This is a genomic window from Hungatella sp., from assembly GCF_046966825.1.
In genome coordinates, this window is the sequence record NZ_JBKVCZ010000024.1 from 23,652 (window position 1) to 45,850 (window position 22,199).

A 22,199-nucleotide genomic window follows, 5' to 3' on the forward strand; every position below is an offset into this window, starting at 1 on the left:
ACATCCTTAATTATCTTTTCACAACCTTATTTATCTTCTCGCATATCTCTTTTTTCATACATCGCCGTATCAGTCAAATATCACCATGCATTTCAGAGTCTCCTCTGCATCAATCACATAGATCACTTCATTCTCCCAGGCGTACGCCGCTTTGATCTTCAGGATCTCACCAATCCGGTCCGGCGTGTCTCCGGTCAGCCGCGCGTCTGCCGGTACCCTTAAAATCTCCGGTTCCTCCCTCACCAGAAAGCCGCACTGCAGGGCACCCGTTTCCGTTATTATGACTACCGGCTGGTCTCCGTACCCGCTCTCTTTTGTTCCTGTCATCCGGCTTAAAGAAGCGGCGGTAATAATCGTCCCTTTCCAGTTACACAGACCTTCATAGTAGTCCGGCACACAGGGGACCGGGGTGATCCTGCTGTCCCATATAATCTCCCGGATATGGGGAAGTTCGAATCCGTAGACTGCATCCGTCATGCGAACGCACAGAAACTCCAGTTTCTCTCCGCCTTCCTTCTCTCTCGCCTGATCCAAGTCAAAGTCATTCATGGGTCTTTCCACCTCCCGTATTCCGCGCCAGGTCTTCGATATCCAGCTGGAGGCAGATGGTTCCGTCCCCCAGCAGGCTGCACCCGGAGATTCCCGTATACTTCTTAAAATGCTTTCCTAAAATGGCCGGAAGCGATTTCTCCACAAGACTGCCCTGATCTGCCACCCGGTCAGCCACAATGCAGAGTTCTCTCGTACTGCCCTTGATATACGCCATGATTTCGGAACCGATCCTGGGTGTTCCCGGAATATGGTAGAACTTCCGCAGGGAAATGACAGGAATATACCGCCCCTCCCTGATCCAGAACTCTCTTCCTTCCTGCATCACCATTCCCGGCCCCTGCGGCTGGTAGGTGACAAACTGAACCACCTGGTGTGCCGGAACCGCGAAGAACCGGTCTCCGGTCTGAAAACGGATGCTCTCAATGATCGTAAGCGTCAGAGGCAGATGCATAATGAATTTGCTGCCTTCCCCTCTGGTACTCTCCAGATGAAGGTGGCCGCCGAACGCCTCCACCATCTGACGTACCACATCGAGTCCCACGCCTCTTCCCGAGTACTCGTTAGCCGCCTCCCGCGTCGAAAAACCGGGCAAAAGGCAGAACTCTAATATCTCCGACTCGGAATACTCCGATTCCGGCCGCACAAACAGATTCTTTTCTCTGCCCTTTTTGCGGACCTGTTCCAAATCGATGCCGCATCCGTCGTCGCTGACACTGACCACGATCTCTCCGCCAACATTGGCAAACAGCAGTGTTACCGAGCCCGCCCGCGGCTTTCCCGCCTTCTCCCGCTCCTCCGGCTGCTCGATTCCATGGTCAATGGCGTTGCGGATCAGATGGAGAAGCGGATCCAGAATGCCATCCGCGATCTTCTTATCCACCTCCACATTCTGCCCCTGGACGTGGAAGGACACCTCTTTCTTTTCCTTCTTGCAGATGTCGCGGACAATCCTGCCTAACTGGGGCACCACATTGGAGAATGGCACCATCCGAATCGATATGACCAGCTCCTCCAGCTCCTTTAAAAAACGGCCAACCTGATGGTTCCTGCCGTCCTCCACACTCCCTTTTGAGGCTTCCAGCCAGGAAGACGCCGCTATAATCAGTTCTCCCGTCAGATTCTGAAGCTCATCCAGCCTTTCCACCCGGACATTGATGAAATCAGAGCCGCTCTGCACAGGTGTCTCGGCTTCGGTCTCCGGTTCTTTTGCAGACTGACCTTCCATCGCCTGTCCCTCCGCCGTCCCGGACAGCTTCGGCATCTCCGCCAGCTCCGTACAGGACTCCACAAACAGCGCGCTCTTAAGCGTCTGTAAGACAGCGCCCGGGTCTTCCGACGTAAAGCTGATATAAAAACCATTATCATGAATATATTCCGTTGTAGAAGAATCAGTCTCCACATTTTCGGGATATGTCTTTAAATCCGCACATAAATCCCGGATCTGGCGTACCGCCATGTAGGCCCGGACGTTCTCCATCCGGCAGTCCTTTTCGAATTTCAGATGGACGGCAGTCTTCTTTTTTTCTTTTACCTTCTGTACGAGAACCTCTATTTTATCCCAGAACCGTTCCACCGGCTCCGGCTCGAAGCTTTCGAATTTCATTCGTTTCAGTTCTTCCCGGATGAAATCAGTGGCTTCGAAGATTAAATCAAATGTCTCCTGTTCATAACCGGAAAGCCTGGAAGGGTCTTCCCGAAACACCACAAACAAGTCTTCCAGGCGGTGGGTCAGAGTGGACAATCCTGTCAGCCCCATCATAGCGGAAGAACTCTTTATGGTGTGCATCACACGAAAGATGCCGTTGATACTCTCTTTGGAGAATACCATCTCCTGCTCCGCCGAGAGCAGAATGGCATCCGACTGGTCCAGAAGCTGGTTGGTCTCCAATAAATAGATCTCCAGCATCTCACCCGTGTCCTCATCAAAAAAGCCCATACCCCTCACACTCCCGACTCTTCCTCATAACCATACCAGACAGTACGGTTTTTTCCCGTTTTCTTTCCGCGGTAAAGCGCCATATCCGCGTGCGTCATGTTCATCTTAAAGCTCTGTTCCTTATCGTAAAGGCTGATCCCCAGCGTCACGGTGCAGTAAAACGTGGTATTGCCCTGAAGAAAAGGAAATGCCTGAATCTCTTTTCTGATCTCCTCACAGACTTCATAGCACTCCTGTTTTGTGACTGCCATCAGAATAATCAGGAATTCCTCTCCGCCCCAGCGTATCACCTTATGGCGGCGGCAGACGCTCTCCATAATATTGGAAATACAGACGAGAACCATGTCTCCGGCGTCGTGCCCGTAGCAGTCGTTTACGTGTTTGAAATCGTCCACGTCGATCATGACCAGTGCATCCTGGCGATTCGGTTCCATCAAATCCTGGGCCAGTTTCTCCACCACAAACCGCCGGTTATAAAGACCGGTCAGCTCGTCCCGGTAGGCTACGCGGTTTAATATCTGCATGTTGGCCTTCAGCGTCTCATTTAAGATCTTCAGCTCGTCTCTTTCCCGCTTGTCCTCAAGATGCGCCTTCACCCTGGATTTCAGTTCTTCCGGCCGGAACGGTTTTTTAATATAATCACAGGCGCCCAGTTCAAATCCCCGGATTACATCCTGTTCACTGTCTTTGGAGGTGATAAAGATCACTGGAGCGTGATTCTTATCCTTTGCTTTTATCTTTTCAAACAGTTCATACCCCTCCATATCAGGCAAAATGACATCGAGGAGAATCAAATCAGGATCCACTTCCTCCAGTAACTCCAGAGTCTCCTTCGCTGAATGGGATTTATAAACCGTATATTCCTCATTTTTTAAAACCTTTTCTATCTGCTGGCATATCAGCAGGCTGTCATCGACCGCCAGTATCTTCTGTCTGCCTGTCATGCTTTTTCTCCTTCCAACCGCCATGTTCTACTCTATATAACCGTAATGCCTGCACTCATTGACTTGACTGTCAGGCTTCCATCCGCCGAATCGAATGTGATCGTCCTGCCGTAGTTCTTACCGGTATCCTCCGCCGTCACACTCACCTTCAGCGCCCCTAAAACAGCTTTTACCGCCTTTACATTGCGTTCCCCTATGCTTCCAAGAGCTTCGTATTTGGAGAACATCCCAGCGCCTCCCGCCAGCTTTGCCGTGATAAAACGGCGATCCGCCCCCTGGCGCTCCATCTCTTTTATGAGCTGCTCACAGCCCTTATCCGCGAATTTGTAGGGATTTTCCTGAGACAGGCTCAGTCCTGCATCAGGAAGCATAATATGGGCCATTCCCGCAATACGGTGTTTCCCATCGTATAAACAGACTCCCACACAGGAACCAAGCGCATAAGTAATGAGTTTTTCCGGCCGGGAAACTACTTTTCCCTGCGCGATTCCCACCACTACAGGATTATCCTTCATATTCCTCACCCAAAGCCTTGAAAATCCGCTCCAGAGAGTGAATCTCCGGAAGGAACAGAATGTGGCTGACCACTTCCTGATCGTCAAAATGGTATTTATCCTCGATCAGAAGCAGTTCATCACTCAGTCTCGCAAAGTGAATCATCGGAACACTTAATATGGCTCCGGTCATATCAATACAGATGTCCGGGACGGAAACGTGAACCCTCAAATCCATCATAGCCGTCATCGCGTTTATATAGGAACAGCACATGATATTGCCGATCTCGCAGACCGCGGAAAGACTCATATCATCCAGGTTCCTGACATCCTCGACCTCTGTTCCCAGCAGCTTGTCAAGCATGGTCTGGGCGAACTTCGTGCTGATCAGGAACATAAACATGCCGTTCAAATCGCCTGAGAGCTCCAGGAGCACTCCCAGCTTGATCTCCTCCGGACCGCCCAGCATGGCGGGTACTTCCTCGAATTTCATGATTTTCACATTAGGACGCTCGATCTCAATCCTGTGGTTAATCATGCTGGAGAGCGCGGTGACCGCGTTTCCCGTTCCGATATTACCGATTTCCATTAAAACATCTCTCGCACTCTCACTGATATCCGAATATTTATTCATCTCATACCTCCGCAGACGATGGAAATGCCCGGTTAAGGGCCTGGACGATCTGCTCCGCCTTAAACGGCTTGACAATAAAGTCCCTGGCTCCGCAGTCCACGGCTTCCTTCATCATGGAATCCTGGCCGATTGCGGAACACATAATCACGAAGGCGTTCTCGTCGGTCTCTTTCATCTGTTTTAATGCTTCAATTCCGTTAATGCCAGGCATGGAAATATCCAGAAGCACCAGACCCGGCCTTATTTTTTTGTACAGCGCAACCGCCTCTTCTCCGTCGGCTGCCTCATATACCTCGTAATCCCCGGATCCGGCTATAATACGTTTCTGCATGGAACGCATAAACACGGCATCATCTACAATCAGCACTTTCTTCTCACTCATGACAGCTCAAATTCCTCCACTAATTTTTTCAATACCTGTGCCTGCGCCGACAGTTCTTCACTGGAAGCGGCGCTCTCCTCCGCCGTTGCGGAATTTCCCTGTACAATCTCAGACACCATCTCCATGCTCTGTCTGATCTGGATAATGGAATCGGCCTGGCGCACAGAGGCCCCGGAGATCCGATCCACCATGGTACCGATCACTTCCGTCCCCTTCACCACCAGGTCCAGCGCTCTGGCCGTCTTATCTGCGGCCTCGGTGCCGCCGTCCACTTTTTCCGTGGTCTGCGCCGCCAGCCGGGCCATCATCCCGGAGGCTTCCCTCGTCTTCGCCGCAAGGTGACGCACCTCGGACGCTACTACAGAAAATCCCCGGCCCGCTTCTCCGGCTCTCGCCGCCTCTACTGAGGCGTTCAGCGCCAGTATATTTGTCTGGAACGCGATATCCTCTATCTCCTTTACGATACCTCCGATTGCGCTGGAGTTCTCCCGGATTTCAAGAATCGCCTGAACCATAGCCTTCATCTCGTCACTGCTTCTGGTGACCAGTCCGCTTACCTCGTCCACCTTTTTGCTGGTCATTACAGCATCATTGGCGTTACTCTTAACGCTGTCCGATATCTCGTTGATATTGGCCGCCAGCTCCTCCATGGAGCCTGCCTGCTCCGTGGCTCCCTGGGAAAGGATCTGGGCGCCGTTTGCAACCTGCTCGGAGCCTCCGGCTACCTGATCTGCCGTACAGGCAATCTGCATAATCGCACGGTTTAAAAGTCCTGTGATCTGCTCCATCGCATCACCCAGTGCGACGAAATCGCCTTTAAACGCAGTTTCCGGATGGTAGTTCAGCTTTCCGTTTCCAACTGCCAAAAGCCCCTCCTCCACTGCGGACACATAATCGTTCAATGCGCTTATGGTCTCGCGGAAGCTGTCCGCCAGCTCTCCCAGTTCATCCTCTGACTGGTATTTCAGCTGAACCTTAAGATTCCCTTCCGCCAGGTTCTTTGCAGCCTCCCGGACCTCACTGACAGGTTCTGTAATTCCCTTTGTGATATAGAGACACAGAGCCACGGTTATCATCAGGATAAGAAACGATAACACCAGGATTACTGCTGTCATCTGCTGCCTTACCTCATGGCCCCTGTCAAGGTATTTATCCGCATTAACCTTGGAATAAGCGGTAATCGCTTCCAGGCATTCCCTCGTCTTCTCCGCTTTCGGCTCGAAGTCGCTGCCGTATAAAGAAATCGCTTCCTTGTCGTTACCGTTTTTCAACTCCTCCATAACGGCTTCCCTGGACTGCTTCTGATCTTTTAAAGACTCCCGCAGCTGGTTCACCAGATCGTTATCCGGCATCTGTTCTTTCAGCATGATTAAATTCGTATCCATATCGCGCAGGATCTCATCGATCTCATCCAACTGCTCCTGCCGGTCCACATTCGTCCCTTCTGTGGCAGTATTCAGGATCGTACGGCCGATACTCTGAACGGATGCCCTTAAGTTTCCCGCCGTATAGGACGCAGTGAACGCCTTATTGTAGAAGACATCCAGTGATTTTGATACATTGTATACTCCAAACAGAGAGACGATCACGGTTATGATATAAAAAATGATAATGATACCATAAGAAAACATGAGCTTCTTTCCTATTTTCATATTCTTCATTTTCCTCATCAGTTCTTTCCTTCCGCCTGTCATTCTAGATCCAGTATCTGGAACGGTTTACCGTTTCAATCTCAAGCCTTCCGCTGCCGGCTATAAAGTGAACGCTCCGTCCATAATTTTCCCCTGTGTCCTCCGAGACAATGGCCAGGTCCAGTTCCTGCAGCGTCTTTCTCGCACAGCTGACATTCTCCCTGCCAATTTCCGGTTGCCCCGCCTGTCCGGCAAAGCAGAAAATCTTCGCCCCTCCGACCAGCTTTACTCGGATTCGTTCCGGTACCGCGCCCGCTTCCTTCATGGCCTCAAACAGCGCCCGGGTCGCCGTGTCCACATACCGCAGACCATTTTTTCCATTGCCTTCCCTCCGTTTATCCGGAAGCAGAGTATGTACCAGTCCTCCGATACCGCCCTCTTCATCATACATACAGACAGCCAGGCTCGATCCCAGCGCCATGGTGATGAGAACCGTTTCCCCTTCCGCTACCGCCATCTGATCAGGTTTTATCACGATCTCACTCATCCGCTCACCTCCACCGCTTTCATAATCTCTGAGATAGAGTCTTCACGAAGGACCATGAGCATACAGCTTTTCTGTTCCGCCTCTGCGGTTGAAAAGTTATTGCCAATGCAGATTCCGCCGGGAAATGTTCCGGCCGCAGTCCCGATCAGCGCCGTGATTATAGCTCCTGTCATATCCATGGAAACGGCTGAGTCAGACAGCGTGATCCTCAGTCCGACACAGGCCGAGAGCCCGGTCAGATAGGAAGAAGCCATAATATTGGCCGTCTCCTTGAGCAGATCCAGCATCTGTCCATCCATCTCCCCGGACACCTGCTCCGTGTTCAGCAGTTTCCTGAGAATTACGTCCGTCATCTCTTCTTTGTATATCTGAAGAAGCATACCGTTAATATCGCCGGTAAATGGAATCAGAACGGCCGCCACGTTTTCTTCCGCATAGCCGATCCATTCCGCCAGCCCGTCATAATCAACCGTCTTCATGACAGGAGGGGCGTAACACACCTTTTCTCCGATAATATGGGATAAAGAAGCCATGCTGCTTCCGGTTCCGATATTCCCCATTTCCAGCAATGTTTCTGCCGCCGGTCCGCCCGGCAGCTCCCTTTCGTCCTTCATTTCTCCCTCCTACAAACACGCTTTTACGATTTTCAAGATCTCCTCGTCCTTAAATGGCTTGATAATGAAGTCGGAGGCGCCGCAGCGGATCGCCTCCGCAATCACCTGCTCCTGTCCCACCGCCGAACACATGATGACCTTTGCATTCCTTTTAAACGCCAGAATATCATTCAGCACTTCCAGTCCTGATCTTCCGGGCATCGTAATGTCCAGAAGCATCAGATCCGGCTGTACCTCCTTATATTTCTCCACCGCTTCCACGCCGTCGCCCGCTTCCACAAAGTTGTCGTACCCTCCCTGGGTCAGCGCACGCTTAATCACTCTTCTCATAAACATCGCATCATCTGCTATCATTATCAATGGCTTTTCCATGGCCTACCTCCCGGTTTTATTATTCATATTCATGCAGAACCTGGTTATCTCTCCGCTGATCAGGCCAAGTCCCATCTGTCTTTCCGCTCCGCCGTTTCGAAAGGCCGATTCCGGCATGGAGTAAATCTCACTCGTCTCTTTATCCTGTGCAACGGTGCGGCCTCCCGCCTGACGCATGGCCAGCAGCCCTTTGGCGCCGTCCTCCCCCATACCTGTAAGAATAATCCCCATGGCTTTCTCCTTCACCGTCTCCGCAACGGAATTCATGGTGTAACTGATGGAAGGGCAGAATCCTCCGTACCGTTTCCCCGGAACACAGCGAATCATGAAGCCGTCCTCCAGTTTTCCCAGCGACATCTGATATCCGTCCGGGGCAATATAGACCGTGCCGTCGCAGACCGGTTCCCCCGACTGCGCCTCTTTCACACGCATCTTGCACTGGGGATTTAAATACTCCGCAAATTTACCGGAAAAGCCATGGCTTAAATGCTGGATCACCAGGATCCCGCAGGTGGTCGATGGCAGCTCCTTAAGGACTGTGAGTACGGCTTTCGGGCCGCCTGCCGAAGCCCCGATCACCGCTAAATATCTGCTTTTCTTTTCCGTCTGACCCTCCACTGACTCTTTCCCCCTCCGTCATCTGGCGCGCAGCGGCCTCTATTTCCTGTAGACAGCCGGACACACGTACTCAAACAGTTCATGGTTTCTGGGCAATAATTCCGTATGCCCCACAAACAGATAACCGCCGGGCTTTAAAGCCCGATACAGCTTCTCAATCAATTTCTTTCTTGACTCCTCATTAAAATAAATCATGACATTGCGGCACAGCACCAGATCATACTGTCCCAGCCCTACGCTTGGTTTTAACAGATTCATCCGCTGAAACCGGACTTTCTCTCTTATAGCACGGCCGATGTCAAACGAAGTTCCCGCCTCGTCCATGGACAAATATTTCTGCTGCCACAATGCCGGAATATTCTCCAGCTCCCGGACCGGGTATCTCCCCTTCTGGGCCACGGCCAGCGCCTGCTCCGAAATATCCGTTCCCACAATGGAGAAGGATGGGAGCCACCCGCCCTGATCCTTATAGTCCTGCAAAAGCATGGCCAGCGTGTAGCACTCTTCGCCGCTGGAGCAGCCAGCGCACCAGATCTGATACGATATGCGCCCCCATTCCGGCTTAATATTGGGAAGTATCTTTTCCCGCAGGAAGTCGAAATGCTTCGGCTCCCTCATAAAATATGTATAGTTCGTGGTCAGGCGGTTTAGCAGGATGCTCTCCAGCTGTTTAGTCCTGTCCATCTCCATCTGTCTCATGTACTCTCCCATGGAGATGTTTCCGCGTTTTTCCAGTTCCCCGTTCATTCTGCATTCCGCCAGAATTTTCTTCTTTGACAGATCAATTCCGTACTGTCCGGACATATAGGTAATCAGCTGTGTGAACTCCTCATTCGTAAATCGTATCAATCGCGCCCCCTCCGGCAACCTCATCAGCCGCCATTCCCTTTAAGCTACCGTCTTCTTTTCTTATCAGTACGACACACGCCGGAGCTTCCTTCGGCACCAGATTCTGGTTCTTGCCTGTGATCTGGTCGTTTACCGCCCTTTGGTCGTATCCTGGCCGGAACACGGGAATCAGTCCGCCCTCTTTATAGATCATACCTGCAAGATTCTCCGGCGCCCCCGGCACCCTTATGATTTCAGGGCACGGAAGAATCAGTTCCACCCGTTCCATGGATGTCACTTCGCACTCGCCGCCATAATACAGGCGCAGCATCTCTCTGCCAAACTCTTCCTGTTCCATGTGTGCCCCTCCTTTCCTTCAGTCAGCCATCAGATCCGTAAATTCCCCGATGGGCGCAGGTCTCCCGTATCGGTAACCCTGAGCCAGATTGCATCCGATCTCCGTCAGAAACGCCTCATGCTCAGCAGTCTCGATTCCTTCTGAAATCACCTGAATATCCAGCTCATGAGCCAGATGAATCACGTTGGCGATGATGATCTTCTCCCTGTCGTTTAAGCGCTTCTGGAAGAATTCTTTATCCAGCTTGATAATATCGACGGGCAGATCCTTCAGGAGGCTCAGTGACGAGTAGCCCGTTCCGAAATCGTCCATGGACAGGACAAAGCCTCTCTCTTTGATCCGCCGCGCCACCTCCAGGATTTCTCCCGGATTGTTTAAAAATGCACTCTCTGTAATTTCCAGCTCCAGATACCGGCTCTCCACACCGTATTTGCCGGCGATCTGTTCCAGTTCCTCCAAAAAGTCAGTCTTTGTCAAATGGATCCTGGATATATTCACCGCGATGGGATACGGCGCTCTGCCGCTGTCCTTCCAGCTCTTAATCAGTCTGCAAACCCGCTCAAACACATATAAATCAAGCTCTGTAATAAATCCGTTTTTTTCAAACAGCGGGATAAATTCGTCGGGCGGAATCATCTGGCCCTCCATCATCTTCCAGCGCACAAGCGCTTCGAACCCGATACAGCGCTTACGGGGCAGATCCACCTTGGGCTGGTAATAGACGACAAACTCCTCATTCTCTGCCGCGCGTTTCATGCGGAATGCAAGCTCCCGTTCCTTTGCGAATTTGCGCTCCGCCTCCCTGTTGTAGAAGCTGTAGATACTCTTATGGTAATCCTTTAACGCCTTTCTGGCCATATTGGCGTGGTCTACCAGGATAGACATCTCCGTGTCTCCCGGTTCCACCAGGCAGACGCCCATGATACAGCTGATCGAGAAGTCCTTCTTCTCCTCCCGCGGAATCTGTTCCACCCGCCGCAGCAGCTGGTCCAGACGGTGCTGCAGGCCATTAACGGTCTGGTATTCCAGGAGCAGCGCAAATTTATCGGCTTCAATTCTGGCAAAGCACTCCCCGCCGCCCGTAAAATTACTGAGCAGAGAACTGATACCCACCAGAATATCGTTTCCTGTCTCATAACTGTAATTCGCGTTAATCACCTTGAAATTCTTGATATCCATGGTGACAATCGCCTGCAACAGCGGCGCGTTCTTCAGCCGCTTTCTTCCCTCGCTTAAAAAGCGGTTGTAATTCCACGCCTCTGTCAGCCGGTCGTGATCCATCAGAATCTGCGTAAAACGCTGAAAACGGCGTTCCAGAATACAGGCGGCCATAACGCGCCCTACCAGAGCGAAGGTCATGCTTTCCTCCAGCGTCCAGAGCCTTTCTTTTTTATTATCATTCACACTGATATATCCGATATAGTCCCCATTTTCCATGATCGGGAACTGCATCAGGGATCTCGTTTTTCTCAGCTTCTGGCGTTCCGCGATGACCGGATCCAGAATCTCCAGTTCGCAGATCCGGTTGCAGGCCAGCACCTTCCGGTTCCGAAAAAGCTCCAGATACCGTTCTGCAATGAGGCCCGGTATCGTCTTTAAATTATCGTTGCGGACCATCGGCTCCTCTTCCATCCAGGAAGAGGTAATCTCATAGTCCTTCCCTCCGGATTTGCGCTCCAGAATATAGGCCTCACCGCATCCATAATAGGCACAGATCCGTTTCAATCCCATTTCGATGGGGCATTCCTGTTTTCCGGGCAGAAAATGATCCATAATTTTGCGGATAAAATCCATGTCGGCTTTTCCGCTGTCCTCTATGTATTCAGGTATGGGGCGGATCGAATACGTCAGATCTTTTTCTGCGTCCCCCGTCTCCATTTTTCCGTACACCTCTGTAAAACAGAGGAACTTCTCCTCCTGCTTCGCACGCGCCAGCTCCGCCTTTGCCCTCTTTAACAGAGAGCCGTAAGTCTGTCCCCGTCCGTCTGTCAGCGCACCTCCTGCTGTCATGTGCAGATTCGTTTCCCGCTCCAGGCTGATACGGACACTGTTCATGGAAGAGACCGCATCTTCCCGGCTGCGGCATCCCAGAAGAAAGACGAGAAAGCAGTTTTCACCCACTCTCGCCACAAGATCCGTCCGCCTCAGGGTACACTGCAAAAGGAAGGCTGCCTGCTTCAGAGAGGCCTCCGGAAGTTTCGTCCCGCCGTTTGCCGTCTCCAGAAGAAAAAGGCCGTCGCCTCCCCAGTTCTCCGCTTCCTTCAAGTATTCATTAATCATCATTTCAGCCGCCGCTTCTGTCCACGTATTGGTCAGACGATCCAGCCGTTTTTCTCTGTTTGAAACCATGACCCGTTCAATTCCTCTCTTTATTAAGAAACCGTTCTATATCCATCACGAAGGCCCAGCATCCGGAGGAATCAAGATACACCGCCTGCGTCAAAAAATCATTCTTCTCTCCGGTCATATCCTCAGGAAGCTCAAATATTCTGTCAGCCGGGACTTCAAATACGCCGGCCACACGGTCAGCCAAAAGAGCCGGAAGACCGTCTTCCACCTCCAGTAGGACCGCATACTCCCGTTCCCTGTTGTCCCCCCACGAAGCTCCAACCGAATAAACCTCAGCCTCACATCCGTTAAATGTAATCGTCTTCTCCTGTCCCGCATTCCCCTGAACAATATGGCGTACCAGCTTCAGCGGAATCAAAAAAAAAGCGCCCTCTGACTCAAAACATAAAAATGTTTCCATCATAAGGCACCTCCTTCGCATCTTTCACATTTGTGTATACTATTTACTATATTAACGCATAATGCATGAAAAAGCAAGGTTATTACACCTCTTTTGCTTCCAGCATCCAACCTTCCAGACTGAGTTTGAAACGCTTCCGGAACAGGTGTGAAATCCACCAGACCGAAACAACGGCCACTGCCGCCATCACCAGCAAAAATGACCCGAAATCCATCCATCTGCCATAGGATGTCACAAAGACCAGGGAAACCAGAATCGCCAAAATACTGACCACCACGATCTTCCGTTCCACACGCATCTTCTCCCATCGGTTCTTGACCAGACGTTCTTTCCGCTTTTCCTCCGGCTCCGGACCGGACAGTTCTGCCTTTACTCCGTTTAAGGTTTCCTCATAAATCTTTCTGGCATCCTTTTCGTAGTAATCAGAACAATTTTTCTTTATCTCTCTTAATCCGTTCCATATGATTTTCAAAATATCCTTTGCCGACGTAAACATGTCCACCCTCCTTTTTTTCTATCATACAACAAAATGCCATAAAAAGGAATAAAAAGTAGGTCATCTGGTAAATAATTCCATGATGTCCCAATGATACTGCATATTTCCATTTTGGCGGCCATATTAATATAGAAATCCTGTTTTATGGAGCCAATATGCAGACCATTACCCAAAGAGTACTGTCGGATACCGTATACAGCAAAGGGACTGCCGTACTCACTTATACGATCCGTTATCCTTACTTCACCACAACCTGCTCCGAGGCAGCCGCCTTAAGTATCAATGCGTTTTATTCCACCGCCGCCCGAAAGACGGAGGAGTACTGCCGCACGGTCCTGGCTTCCCAGGCCTCCGTTCAGGCAGAATACGCAAAGAAAGACAACTATCCGTTTTTCGGATATGAGTTCATAAGCGCTTATACCGTCACCTGGAATTCCGGATGCATGACAAGCCTCTACACCGATCAGTATACCTATACGGGAGGCGCACACGGAAGCACAATCCGGACCTCGGATACCTGGGATTTCAGCAGTGGAAGATACTTGACGCTGGCCGATTTCTATCCCCACAATCCAGCTTACCGGGAAGGGATCTTCCGGATTTTGGACCAGCAGGTAAAGGCGCGGGAGAAGGACTCGCCTTCCACTTATTTTGACGATTACCCGGCTCTGATTCGGTCCACCTTCAAACCGGAGAGCTTCTTTGCAACCCCCAAGGGGATTGTCATCTATTTCCAGCAATACGACATCGCCCCCTACTCAACCGGAATCCCCGAATTTTTGATTCCATTTAAAAAAAGCCGGTAACGCCCGTAATAACAGGCAAAACGGAACTTTTTCCAGGTAGCTTTCTTTCAACTGGTTCCACTTTATTTATTTTTCTTTCATTTTCCACTTGCAAATTCTGCCAAAAAGTGTTATTATATGATTCGTTCGCTTCTAAGCGTATCATATCGAGGCGTGGCTCAGTTTGGTAGAGCGCTGCGTTCGGGACGCAGAGGTCGCAAGTTCGAATCTTGTCGCCTCGATGATAAAAAGTGCAGGATATCTTTCATAGAAATCCTGCATTTTTTTATTTTCTACTATTTTTTTCTATTCCATTTTAGTTTCATCCGGCTCCATTGCAGGCTAAAATTTCAAAAATCGGAAAAATCAGAAAAAAAGTGTAAATTAGTGATTGCAAATTTTTTATCTTTTTGCTATAATAGCGGACATGGGGGTATAGCTCAGCTGGGAGAGCGCTTGAATGGCATTCAAGAGGTCATGGGTTCGAATCCCACTATCTCCATGAGTCATATGCTGAAAGTCTTGATCGTACAAGGTTTTCAGCATATTTTTTTGTTTAAATACAGTATTTATTCCATTTTATCCTGCTCTTCACCGATATATGGAGGTAACGCCAATGCCGCATCACAGAAAGAAAACCATTGCTCAAATACTGAATGAATGCAGCTTTGAACAGGAATACGGTTCCTGCCTGGACTGCGGCGATGACGCCTGCTGCGAATACGATCAGGCCGCAAACGTCTATGTATTTTCCTGCCGTAACGAGGATTGCCCGCACCACTGGCCTCCCTGTAACACGCTGCATATCGAAGATGTTCCGGACTGGTTCGCCTGGCCCAGGCCGTAGTAAGGCCGTCCTTGGTCAATCATTCACTCCCCCTTCGCGCCATCCCCGTAATACAGCTCCGCTTCCTCCCATATTTTCCGCCACTCCTCCGATTCCGGTTCCCCGAGATTGTACGTCTCCAGGTCTTCACTTCGTGGATACGCATTCCGGAACGCCTGGGCAATGGCCTCATCCCTGCTGATCAACAGTGTAAGCGCACTGTCCCACGCCACGATCTCAATATCAGCCATCGGATGCTGAATGGAAATCGGATTTTTCCAGAAACCGGTGTATCCGTCCGCATACGGCAGTCCATAGCTTATCACCTGGTGCAGCGGCACCTCTCTCTTAAATCCCGACAGGACGCCCCAGTACCACGGATAATCCTGCTGCCGGACAATCTCCTCCAGCCGCTCCCCCGGCACCCAGAAGAACGCTTCCCTGCCTAAGTTCCCGCCATACGGCTCCAGCGCCTCCGGATAATTTTCATACCCTGTTATCAGCCAGTTCCGTTCCACGACAGCCGGGAAAATCGCAGAGAATACCCCGGAAAAATACGAGTAGGCTCTCTCTCCCTTTCTCAGAATCACACCTTTCACAGCCGCTCCTCCCGGCGGTTCACTCACCCGCCGAATTTCGTAAATATGACACGCCCAATTCCCATACACAGGATGGTCACCGCATTATAAAACAGGATGACCGGAAAAAACACCTCCGGAATTCTCCAGAAGATCGCAAAATAAGGGACACAGATCAGAAGCCCGATGCAAAAGTTGACAATCCTTAAACGCGGACAGATGTCAGAAATGTTTTTCATATCACTGACCGGGTACAGATTGCCAATGATGAGATAGCTGACCATCTCGGCGAGATGCAGTGTCAAAAACTGCAGAAGAAAGAAATGCAGAAACGGATGTATCTTTCCCATCCGTGACAAAATCACCCCCGTCACCAGAGCCGCCGCCAGATTTACTCCAATTCCGCCATAAGAAACCACCAGATCCCTTCGGGGCGGCAGATGGTCGGCAAGTTCCTCATCGACAGGACGGGGTGTCGAAAAGAACAGATACGGTTTAACCGTCACATGCAGAAAGCATCTCTTGCATCCGTAAAGCTGGTAAAAAAATGCATGACCGACTTCGTGAAGCCAGATAACGCTGTAAAGCGCCGCATAGCCCAAAAACACATATACTAAAGTTCTCATCACTGCCTCCATTCCCTTGAATTATACACCACTATCTTCCGGATTGCATTACCTTTAAGAAGGGAACCTGTCCTGCAGCAGCTATCGTTCCTGTTCCAACAGCTTCTGATAAATAACCAAATCCTGATCGGTATAGACATCAAATATAACCTGACGGACCGATTCATTCTGCTTTAAGAAACCAACAGCCGTCTCCACCGCGATCTCCGCCGCCCGCTCCTGTGGGAAACAGAATACCCCCGTCGAGATACAGCAAAATGCAATCGAGGTAATCTGATTTTCCACAGCCAGTTCCAGACAGGAACGGTAACAGTCCGCCAGAAGCCGGCAGTCTGCTCTTCGCAGCGGGCCGGTAATAACCGGACCGACCGTATGCAGAATCGAATCACACGGAAGATTGAAGGCAGGTGTAAGTTTCGCATGCCCCACCGGTTCCTCGTGCCCCTGGGCCTCCATAATCTCATTACAGGCGAGGCGGAGCTGAATGCCCGCATAGGAATGGATGATATTGTCGATACAGGAATGGCAGGGCCGAAAGCATCCCAGCAGCGCACTGTTGGCCGCATTTACAATCGCTCCCGTCTTCAGACGTGTGATATCCCCCTGCCAGAGACAGATCCGGCCGTTCTCCTTTACAGGAGCCAGATCCGCTCCATCCAGAATGCCGCGCGCGGCAATCTCCTGCGACAGATACAAATCCTGTTCCGCCAGAAACTCCGGATCTGCCGGCATTGGAGGCCTTACATTCATCAGGGAGCGGAGAAGCTGTTTCTGCCCCGCACTGTCCTCTGGAATCACAATGCCGCGATACTGAGGCATCTCCTTCTGCATAGCCCGGATCAGATACCTGAGGCGTTCTTCCCGGGTCTTATAACTCTCATTTTTCAAATCACATCACCTCTCTGACTGCTTCCAGAGCTTCTGCAATGTCCATGTTGACATATAAGGATTTTTCTCTGATCTCCTCCGGCCCCCAGGCCTCTCCCTGATTGATGCAGATATAAAAGCCATGTTTTTCCCTGTCTGTCAGCTGCCAGAACGGATATTTAATGATTCCCGGCGTGTTCATGCCTACTCCCAGTTCCAGAAACACCAGCCTCCTGTTCCGATTCTGTCTTATAAAACCGGTATATCCGGCACAGGCGCGCTCCCACGCCTCGTCCTCAACGAAGTATCTGTCGCGCCGCAGATTGACCTCCATATCACCGCCGCAGACCGGACATTTCGGCACCAGCTCCGACGGTATTTTCAGATTTTTCTGCTGGGCCACCATGGCTCTTACTTCCTTCTCGTTCTCGTACAGCTTCTTATGACAGGCCTTTGCACACTGAAACATACCGTAATCGCCCTGAGTTGCAAAGATCCGTTCTTCCGGAAATCCCGCCAGCTGAAACTGATGGTCCACGTTCGTTGTCAGGATAAAGTAATTCCTGTCTTTCACCAGCTGATACAAATCCAGATAGGGCTTTCCAGCCGGAACATCGTAGCGGTTACAATAAATATGCCGGCTCCAGTACGCCCATTTTTCCTCCTGTGTGGGAAACGGGTAAAAACCGGCCGAATACATATCTGTCATACCATAGCGCTCAATAAAATCACTGAATTTCTCCCGGAAGCGCCTGCCTGTATACGTTAAACCGGCGGAGGCCGACATCCCGGAGCCTGCTCCGACGACGACCGCCTCCGCTTCCTCGATAAGTCTCCTCACCGTGGACTGCCATTCGCTCATGGTATTCCCTCCTTTTTTTGTGCTCTCACCAGGAATCTCTCATCCGAGAGTGTGTCTGAAAATTAATTTCCGCCACACTCCAGGACTCCTTCGTCTTCCTGTCTGAATTATAAACCGCTGCAGCACTTACAGCAAGAACGCACAAAAAAGTGGGATAGTAACCGATTCGTTTCTTAGTATCCGGCAGATACTATTGCTATCTCCATTACCGGTAGAGCACATAGTCCTGCATCTCACGGATGAAACCGGCCTTTTTTAATAATTCGCCGGCATTTTCCGGATATTCCTTCAAAATCAGGCGCTTCTGGTCAGGAAATAAAAGCTTTCTCTGAAAACAGCGGACGAAATCAGAAAGCACAGCCTCCATCCCTTCTTCCTCAAAGAACCTGAGAACCTTTCCCTGGCGCTCCATCACTGCGGCCGTCCTTCCCTGCCGGAAAGCGACAGCTGTCCCCGGCAGATTCATAAAGCTTCTGTCCTCCGGCTGTTCCAGAGCCTTTCCCCATATCTGCGCCGGATCTGCTGCATTCAGCCAGACCACGTCATCATCCGGCTGCTTTAAAGCCGCTGTCACGCTCTCATAGTCCTCTTTCCGGATAAACTGCGCCCCCGACATACCGGATACATAGTATCCGCGTCTCACTTTTCCCGTGTATTCCCAGATCCGAAGCACATCCAGGGCCTTTCTCCAGGCCATTGTATCCGGCTCCGCCTTAGCTTCGTCCGTACCGCCGGTTGACAGCACATAGGCAGAATCCATGCAGGGATCGCATGCTTTGCGGTAGGTCTCTTTACAGAGGACCGCCGTTTCCTTTAAAAACAGGTCCAGCCACTCTTCCATGGTCCTTTTCTTTACCGGACGCACAATATCCCAGCGACCTGCAGACAGCGCCATCACCCGTGCATTCACCCGCTGCCTCGCCGTTGCCTTCTTCACCTTTTCCCGATTCTGCCACTGTCTCACCGGCACAAAGCTGTCCGTACAGACAAGACCTTTTTCTGCCAGCTTAAGAAGCACCTCCTGGACGCTGTCCTTCTTCGGTACCTCCGTAAGGAACTTGAGGAAACTGGCTCCCCGGCGCATCAGCTCCTGATACAGCAGCTTCTCATCACCCTCCAGTTCCTCCGAAAGCCCGGAAATCGGCGCCTCCCAGTCGATATCTTCATACCGGTAGAAAGCCAGTGTCCCATCAGGCTTCATCTGCCAGAAATAGTCGCCCTGTGCCAAAAGCCTGTCGAGCATGGCTTCGGTGTAATTTTTTACACGCCGTGCAAAAAAGACGGATTCCCAGAATTTGACCGGATACGTCCTTCCGCAGATCTGTTCCACCGCTCGCCTCAGCTGTTCCTCGCCCGGCGCGGCAACAAAGACTTTTTGGGCCGCCAACGCCGCATAATGCGCCGGCGGCTGAGTCACAGCCTCCAGACGCATGCCTTTGATTGACGCGCGTCTGGCCCTGTCGTAGAGCTTTGCATGGTAAAAGATCCCGTCGTCCTCCACCACGAGTGATTCTGCCGTCAGCTTTTCCAGTATGCATTCCGCCATACCTTCCGGGTAAAAGTACCGCTCTCTCACCGCTTCCCTATTCTGCCCGCCGCGGTAATAGAGCATCCGCCGTACAATATGCATGGCCGCTTCCTCATTCCCCTCCAGAAGAGCCAGCTCATACTCTTCCCGGTGTTCTGCTGCAATCCATATCCCAGGCTCCATGTAGGAAACCAATTCTCTCTCCGCCAGATTCTTCAGCCACTCCACCGGCACAGGCAGTTCTCCGGCAATTAAATCGCCTTCCATCATCAAAAGGGAATGAAGCTGGTCTTCATCCTCCGGAAGCTTCTTCCGCGCCTGAACCCTGGCCAGCTCCTCCGCCTGCGGCTTTATCATATCAGTCTGCTTCAATTCCTCATAGACAGCCTCACGGATTTCCTGCGTAACCGGCGAATACTCATACATCTCCGCCGCTTCCGCCTGCCACTGGAACGGAAGAGACATGGGCGACGGCACATCCACACAGACTTCCCGTACTGTAATGAGCCCAGACCTGATATCGCCCAGGATCTTTATTACGCCGTCGATATCCCACTGGTCCTCCAGACATTCCCGCTTCGTCTCCCGGATCAGGGGATGGCCCGGTTCGTTAATCAGGGAGGAGAGCATCTCCGTGCTCTTCAGCCGCTGCATCCAGAGCGGCTGACGGCCATTCCGCTTCATTCCCATCATAAGTGCGCGGGCCGCATTATAGCGAAAGGTCATATTGAACAGAGGCGTCAGGGGAAGCGCCGCCTCCAGAACACTCCTGGCCTGTCCCTCCTCAATCTTAAACAGCAGCCCTTCCGGAAGAACGTCATCTCCATAAGGATACAAAAGAAAGCCGTCCTCCTCATCCACGCAGCCGATATCAATTCCGCATAACTGTCTGGCCGTATGCTGCAAAAGAAGAGACAGCGGTGCATTGACCCGTCTCCCAAACAGCGCGTGCACCATGACCTGATTGCTTCCCGTATGATCTCTGAACCGTTCCACAACGATCGTCCTGTCATCCGGAAGACCTCCGGTTACCACTATCTGACGCCTCAAAAATGAAGCCGCGTTGCAGGCCGCTGCGCCGTCGAGACCAAGCCGGGTAAGCGTGCCTGTCAATGCGTCTGAGCCACTCACCGGTTGACCATTTTCAGATGCTTGACTATCGCCTGTTTGATCTTCCCCGGCCTCCGCCGCCTTTCCCAGCTCCCGGAACAGCCTTCCGAACGCCAGACTGGTGCGAAGCGTCCTGCCTCTCGTCTCCCCCTTCCAGAACGGCAGCCTGGCTCCCTCCGCCGGAACCTGCGTCACTACCACAGTATCCCGGTCCTGGCTGACGATTTTCCACGCAAAAGATCCAAGCACAAACTTATCTCCAATCTGGGATTCATACACGAACTCCTCATCCAGTTCTCCCAGCTTCACTCCATCCTCCGTCTTCGCCGCGTAGAGCCCCTTATCCGGGATGGTACCACCTGCCGCGACAGCCAGCATACGGCTGTAGGCGTCTCCGGTCACCCGCTCATGAATCCGGTCATAGAGCACCCGCGGACGCACCGGAATCTCTCTTCCGTGTTCGTAATCACCAGCCAGCATCCGCAGCACGCCTTTTACGTCCTCTCTCGTCACATCGCGAAAGGAATAAGCCCTGCACAGAATATCCATCACATCGTCCACGCTGTACCCGTCGCCTGCCGCCATGGACACCAGATGCTGGGCAAGCACATCGAGACAGAGCCTCGGCGGCTTCGTATGCTCGACTCCGCCCAGTCTGGCGATCTCGGCAGTCATGCCGCAGTAGACGCTCTCCGGGGCTGTCCTGGGATACATATACATCACGCTGACCGACCCCGGATTATGGCCCGCCCGGCCCAGCCGCTGCATCGTACTGGAAACTGTGCGCGGACAGCCGATCTGCAGGACCTGGTCTATCTCGCCTACATCGATACCCAGTTCCATGGAGGAGGTGGCGCACAGAAGCCGGAGCCGTCCTTCTCTTAAGTCCTGCTCTACCTCCGCCCGCTGTTCCTTCGAAAGACTTCCGTGATGAACTCTGGCAAACCCGTCACCGCCCAGCAGGTTGACGTAATAGGCCAGCTTTTCCGCATACCGGCGTCCTTCCGAAAATGCAATCACGCTTCTGCAGTCCAGACACTTCTGATAAACCGCCATCCCCAGTTCTTCCCAGACCGGATCCTTCCTTCTCCCGTTGGCCGGAGTCGTTCCCACCACCTCAATTAAGACCTTCTTCTCCATGGCCGGAGCGCAGATAACTACTGGCTCGGGGGATAAGTATTCCGCAGACAGCTCCAACGGCTCTATCGTGGCCGACAGGCCGATGCGCTGGAGATTACGGCCGCAGAGCCGGTCCAGCCTTGCGATGGAAAGCATCAGATGAGCTCCCCGCTTCGTATCGATCAGAGCGTGAAGCTCATCGATGATCACCGCCTCAGCTGTCTTCACGATCCCCTGGCCCGACCGTGAGGTCAGCATCAGGTAAAGCGATTCCGGCGTGATAATCAGAATATGGGGCGGATGCTTCACCATTCTCTGGCGGTCCTTCTGGGGCGTATCCCCAGTTCGGATCGCTACAGTGATCTCCTGCTGCCCTTCTTCCCTTTCGATACCATCAAGCGGCCGTCTCAAGTTTTCCCGTATATCGCCAGCCAGTGATTTCAGCGGCGAAACGTAGATCAGATAGAGCTTTTCCTCCAGCCTTTCCTCCCTGGCCAGCGTACTTAACCGGTCAATGAAAACGAGAAATGCGGACAGCGTCTTGCCGGTACCCGTAGGAGCGCTGACCAACACCGGCTTTCCTGCTGCAATCGCCGGCCACGCCTCCTCCTGTACCTTTGTCGCTTTCCCGAATGTCTCCGCAAACCAGCCGGCTGTGGGCTCTGAAAAAATCTTAAGAATATCGTCCGCCATCGTAACCTCCATGCAAAACCACCGTCAGACCGGCCGGTTCCTGTTTTATA

Annotated in this window: 23 protein-coding genes and 2 tRNA genes; 4 read left to right on the forward strand and 21 right to left on the reverse strand. The window is 51.8% G+C overall.

Annotated features, from left to right (window positions below; genetic code table 11):
• Positions 1 to 69 precede the first annotated feature (69 nt).
• From ACLTD4_RS10025 to ACLTD4_RS10100, 16 genes are all read right to left on the reverse strand, one after another.
• On the reverse strand, positions 70 to 549 hold the full coding sequence (locus tag ACLTD4_RS10025) for a chemotaxis protein CheW (protein WP_117623353.1): 480 nt from the start codon (positions 547 to 549) through the stop codon (positions 70 to 72).
• Entirely contained in the window at positions 542 to 2,488 is a 1,947-nt protein-coding gene (locus ACLTD4_RS10030; RefSeq protein WP_117623352.1) for a chemotaxis protein CheA, read from the reverse strand. The genes ACLTD4_RS10025 and ACLTD4_RS10030 overlap by 8 nt, the downstream gene beginning before the upstream one ends.
• Before the next feature lie 5 nt (positions 2,489 to 2,493).
• The gene (locus tag ACLTD4_RS10035; protein WP_055655414.1) at positions 2,494 to 3,432 is read right to left on the reverse strand and encodes a diguanylate cyclase domain-containing protein; all 939 of its coding nucleotides are present in this window, start codon (positions 3,430 to 3,432) and stop codon (positions 2,494 to 2,496) included.
• Positions 3,433 to 3,464: 32 nt separating this feature from the next.
• Positions 3,465 to 3,947, reverse strand: coding sequence for a chemotaxis protein CheD (locus ACLTD4_RS10040; protein ID WP_055655416.1), 483 nt, complete (start codon positions 3,945 to 3,947; stop codon positions 3,465 to 3,467).
• Positions 3,937 to 4,560 carry a chemotaxis protein CheC gene (locus tag ACLTD4_RS10045; protein WP_055655418.1) on the reverse strand — a complete coding sequence of 208 codons (624 nt, stop codon included), beginning with the start codon at positions 4,558 to 4,560 and terminating at the stop codon, positions 3,937 to 3,939. The genes ACLTD4_RS10040 and ACLTD4_RS10045 overlap by 11 nt, the downstream gene beginning before the upstream one ends.
• 1 nt (position 4,561) lies before the next feature.
• Positions 4,562 to 4,942: a response regulator gene (locus ACLTD4_RS10050; RefSeq protein WP_002600341.1), complete on the reverse strand. Its 381-nt coding sequence runs from the start codon at positions 4,940 to 4,942 to the stop codon at positions 4,562 to 4,564.
• A complete protein-coding gene (locus ACLTD4_RS10055) occupies positions 4,939 to 6,594 on the reverse strand; it encodes a methyl-accepting chemotaxis protein (protein WP_182453926.1) in 1,656 nt (551 codons plus the stop codon). The genes ACLTD4_RS10050 and ACLTD4_RS10055 overlap by 4 nt, the downstream gene beginning before the upstream one ends.
• 43 nt (positions 6,595 to 6,637) lie before the next feature.
• Positions 6,638 to 7,120 (reverse strand): chemotaxis protein CheD, encoded by a 483-nt coding sequence (locus ACLTD4_RS10060; RefSeq protein ID WP_117623350.1) that lies wholly within the window; start codon positions 7,118 to 7,120, stop codon positions 6,638 to 6,640.
• Positions 7,117 to 7,734 carry a chemotaxis protein CheC gene (locus tag ACLTD4_RS10065; protein ID WP_002600344.1) on the reverse strand — a complete coding sequence of 206 codons (618 nt, stop codon included), beginning with the start codon at positions 7,732 to 7,734 and terminating at the stop codon, positions 7,117 to 7,119. The genes ACLTD4_RS10060 and ACLTD4_RS10065 overlap by 4 nt, the downstream gene beginning before the upstream one ends.
• 9 nt (positions 7,735 to 7,743) lie before the next feature.
• Positions 7,744 to 8,106, reverse strand: coding sequence for a response regulator (locus tag ACLTD4_RS10070; protein WP_002600345.1), 363 nt, complete (start codon positions 8,104 to 8,106; stop codon positions 7,744 to 7,746).
• A gap of 3 nt (positions 8,107 to 8,109) precedes the next feature.
• A complete protein-coding gene (locus tag ACLTD4_RS10075; RefSeq protein ID WP_117623349.1) occupies positions 8,110 to 8,724 on the reverse strand; it encodes a CheB methylesterase domain-containing protein in 615 nt (204 codons plus the stop codon).
• Positions 8,725 to 8,763: 39 nt separating this feature from the next.
• Complete coding sequence (locus tag ACLTD4_RS10080; RefSeq protein ID WP_025530527.1) at positions 8,764 to 9,573, reverse strand: CheR family methyltransferase; 810 nt, start codon at positions 9,571 to 9,573, stop codon at positions 8,764 to 8,766.
• Positions 9,554 to 9,910: a hypothetical protein gene (locus tag ACLTD4_RS10085; protein WP_055655428.1), complete on the reverse strand. Its 357-nt coding sequence runs from the start codon at positions 9,908 to 9,910 to the stop codon at positions 9,554 to 9,556. Before ACLTD4_RS10085 ends, ACLTD4_RS10080 begins: the two co-directional genes overlap by 20 nt.
• An 18-nt stretch (positions 9,911 to 9,928) precedes the next feature.
• A complete protein-coding gene (locus ACLTD4_RS10090) occupies positions 9,929 to 12,259 on the reverse strand; it encodes an EAL domain-containing protein (protein ID WP_117623348.1) in 2,331 nt (776 codons plus the stop codon).
• Between the two features lie 7 nt (positions 12,260 to 12,266).
• Entirely contained in the window at positions 12,267 to 12,662 is a 396-nt protein-coding gene (locus ACLTD4_RS10095; protein WP_117623347.1) for a chemotaxis protein CheW, read from the reverse strand.
• A gap of 79 nt (positions 12,663 to 12,741) precedes the next feature.
• Entirely contained in the window at positions 12,742 to 13,155 is a 414-nt protein-coding gene (locus ACLTD4_RS10100) for a hypothetical protein (RefSeq protein ID WP_117623346.1), read from the reverse strand.
• A gap of 155 nt (positions 13,156 to 13,310) precedes the next feature.
• Between ACLTD4_RS10100 and ACLTD4_RS10105 the strand changes: the two genes are divergently transcribed.
• From ACLTD4_RS10105 to ACLTD4_RS10120, 4 genes are all read left to right on the forward strand, one after another.
• A complete protein-coding gene (locus ACLTD4_RS10105) occupies positions 13,311 to 13,961 on the forward strand; it encodes a DUF3298 and DUF4163 domain-containing protein (RefSeq protein ID WP_117623345.1) in 651 nt (216 codons plus the stop codon).
• A gap of 147 nt (positions 13,962 to 14,108) precedes the next feature.
• A tRNA-Pro gene (locus ACLTD4_RS10110) sits at positions 14,109 to 14,182 on the forward strand.
• 187 nt (positions 14,183 to 14,369) lie between these two features.
• Positions 14,370 to 14,442 (forward strand) — tRNA-Ala (locus tag ACLTD4_RS10115).
• Positions 14,443 to 14,556: 114 nt separating this feature from the next.
• Positions 14,557 to 14,787 (forward strand): hypothetical protein, encoded by a 231-nt coding sequence (locus tag ACLTD4_RS10120; RefSeq protein WP_412331292.1) that lies wholly within the window; start codon positions 14,557 to 14,559, stop codon positions 14,785 to 14,787.
• A gap of 23 nt (positions 14,788 to 14,810) precedes the next feature.
• Here ACLTD4_RS10120 and ACLTD4_RS10125 read toward each other — a convergent pair whose 3' ends face one another.
• The 5 genes from ACLTD4_RS10125 to ACLTD4_RS10145 all read right to left on the reverse strand — a co-directional run bounded on the left by ACLTD4_RS10125 (position 14,811) and on the right by ACLTD4_RS10145 (position 22,149).
• Positions 14,811 to 15,365, reverse strand: coding sequence for a hypothetical protein (locus tag ACLTD4_RS10125; protein ID WP_117623343.1), 555 nt, complete (start codon positions 15,363 to 15,365; stop codon positions 14,811 to 14,813).
• 23 nt (positions 15,366 to 15,388) lie between these two features.
• Positions 15,389 to 15,970 carry a hypothetical protein gene (locus ACLTD4_RS10130; protein WP_117623342.1) on the reverse strand — a complete coding sequence of 194 codons (582 nt, stop codon included), beginning with the start codon at positions 15,968 to 15,970 and terminating at the stop codon, positions 15,389 to 15,391.
• A gap of 81 nt (positions 15,971 to 16,051) precedes the next feature.
• A complete protein-coding gene (locus ACLTD4_RS10135) occupies positions 16,052 to 16,858 on the reverse strand; it encodes a protein-ADP-ribose hydrolase (RefSeq protein ID WP_081034229.1) in 807 nt (268 codons plus the stop codon).
• A 1-nt stretch (position 16,859) separates the two neighbouring features.
• Positions 16,860 to 17,699 carry an SIR2 family NAD-dependent protein deacylase gene (locus ACLTD4_RS10140; protein WP_117623341.1) on the reverse strand — a complete coding sequence of 280 codons (840 nt, stop codon included), beginning with the start codon at positions 17,697 to 17,699 and terminating at the stop codon, positions 16,860 to 16,862.
• Between the two features lie 205 nt (positions 17,700 to 17,904).
• Positions 17,905 to 22,149 (reverse strand): DEAD/DEAH box helicase, encoded by a 4,245-nt coding sequence (locus ACLTD4_RS10145; RefSeq protein ID WP_117623340.1) that lies wholly within the window; start codon positions 22,147 to 22,149, stop codon positions 17,905 to 17,907.
• Positions 22,150 to 22,199: the final 50 nt, after the last annotated feature.

Bases quoted from the DNA above. Each gene is read 5' to 3' on its own strand.
- ACLTD4_RS10065 (WP_002600344.1), bottom strand. From the start codon at position 7,734: ATGAAGGACGAAAGGGAGCTGCCGGGCGGACCGGCGGCAGAAACATTG.
- ACLTD4_RS10050 (WP_002600341.1), bottom strand. From the start codon at position 4,942: ATGAGTGAGAAGAAAGTGCTGATTGTAGATGATGCCGTGTTTATGCGT.
- ACLTD4_RS10120 (WP_412331292.1), top strand. From the start codon at position 14,557: ATGCCGCATCACAGAAAGAAAACCATTGCTCAAATACTGAATGAATGC.
- ACLTD4_RS10060 (WP_117623350.1), bottom strand. From the start codon at position 7,120: ATGAGTGAGATCGTGATAAAACCTGATCAGATGGCGGTAGCGGAAGGG.
- ACLTD4_RS10090 (WP_117623348.1), bottom strand. From the start codon at position 12,259: ATGGTTTCAAACAGAGAAAAACGGCTGGATCGTCTGACCAATACGTGG.
- ACLTD4_RS10085 (WP_055655428.1), bottom strand. From the start codon at position 9,910: ATGGAACAGGAAGAGTTTGGCAGAGAGATGCTGCGCCTGTATTATGGC.
- ACLTD4_RS10045 (WP_055655418.1), bottom strand. From the start codon at position 4,560: ATGAATAAATATTCGGATATCAGTGAGAGTGCGAGAGATGTTTTAATG.
- ACLTD4_RS10095 (WP_117623347.1), bottom strand. From the start codon at position 12,662: ATGATGGAAACATTTTTATGTTTTGAGTCAGAGGGCGCTTTTTTTTTG.
- ACLTD4_RS10030 (WP_117623352.1), bottom strand. From the start codon at position 2,488: ATGGGCTTTTTTGATGAGGACACGGGTGAGATGCTGGAGATCTATTTA.
- ACLTD4_RS10140 (WP_117623341.1), bottom strand. From the start codon at position 17,699: ATGAGCGAATGGCAGTCCACGGTGAGGAGACTTATCGAGGAAGCGGAG.
- ACLTD4_RS10130 (WP_117623342.1), bottom strand. From the start codon at position 15,970: ATGAGAACTTTAGTATATGTGTTTTTGGGCTATGCGGCGCTTTACAGC.
- ACLTD4_RS10070 (WP_002600345.1), bottom strand. From the start codon at position 8,106: ATGGAAAAGCCATTGATAATGATAGCAGATGATGCGATGTTTATGAGA.
- ACLTD4_RS10105 (WP_117623345.1), top strand. From the start codon at position 13,311: ATGCAGACCATTACCCAAAGAGTACTGTCGGATACCGTATACAGCAAA.
- ACLTD4_RS10025 (WP_117623353.1), bottom strand. From the start codon at position 549: ATGAATGACTTTGACTTGGATCAGGCGAGAGAGAAGGAAGGCGGAGAG.
- ACLTD4_RS10035 (WP_055655414.1), bottom strand. From the start codon at position 3,432: ATGACAGGCAGACAGAAGATACTGGCGGTCGATGACAGCCTGCTGATA.
- ACLTD4_RS10055 (WP_182453926.1), bottom strand. From the start codon at position 6,594: ATGAAAATAGGAAAGAAGCTCATGTTTTCTTATGGTATCATTATCATT.
- ACLTD4_RS10040 (WP_055655416.1), bottom strand. From the start codon at position 3,947: ATGAAGGATAATCCTGTAGTGGTGGGAATCGCGCAGGGAAAAGTAGTT.
- ACLTD4_RS10145 (WP_117623340.1), bottom strand. From the start codon at position 22,149: ATGGCGGACGATATTCTTAAGATTTTTTCAGAGCCCACAGCCGGCTGG.
- ACLTD4_RS10100 (WP_117623346.1), bottom strand. From the start codon at position 13,155: ATGTTTACGTCGGCAAAGGATATTTTGAAAATCATATGGAACGGATTA.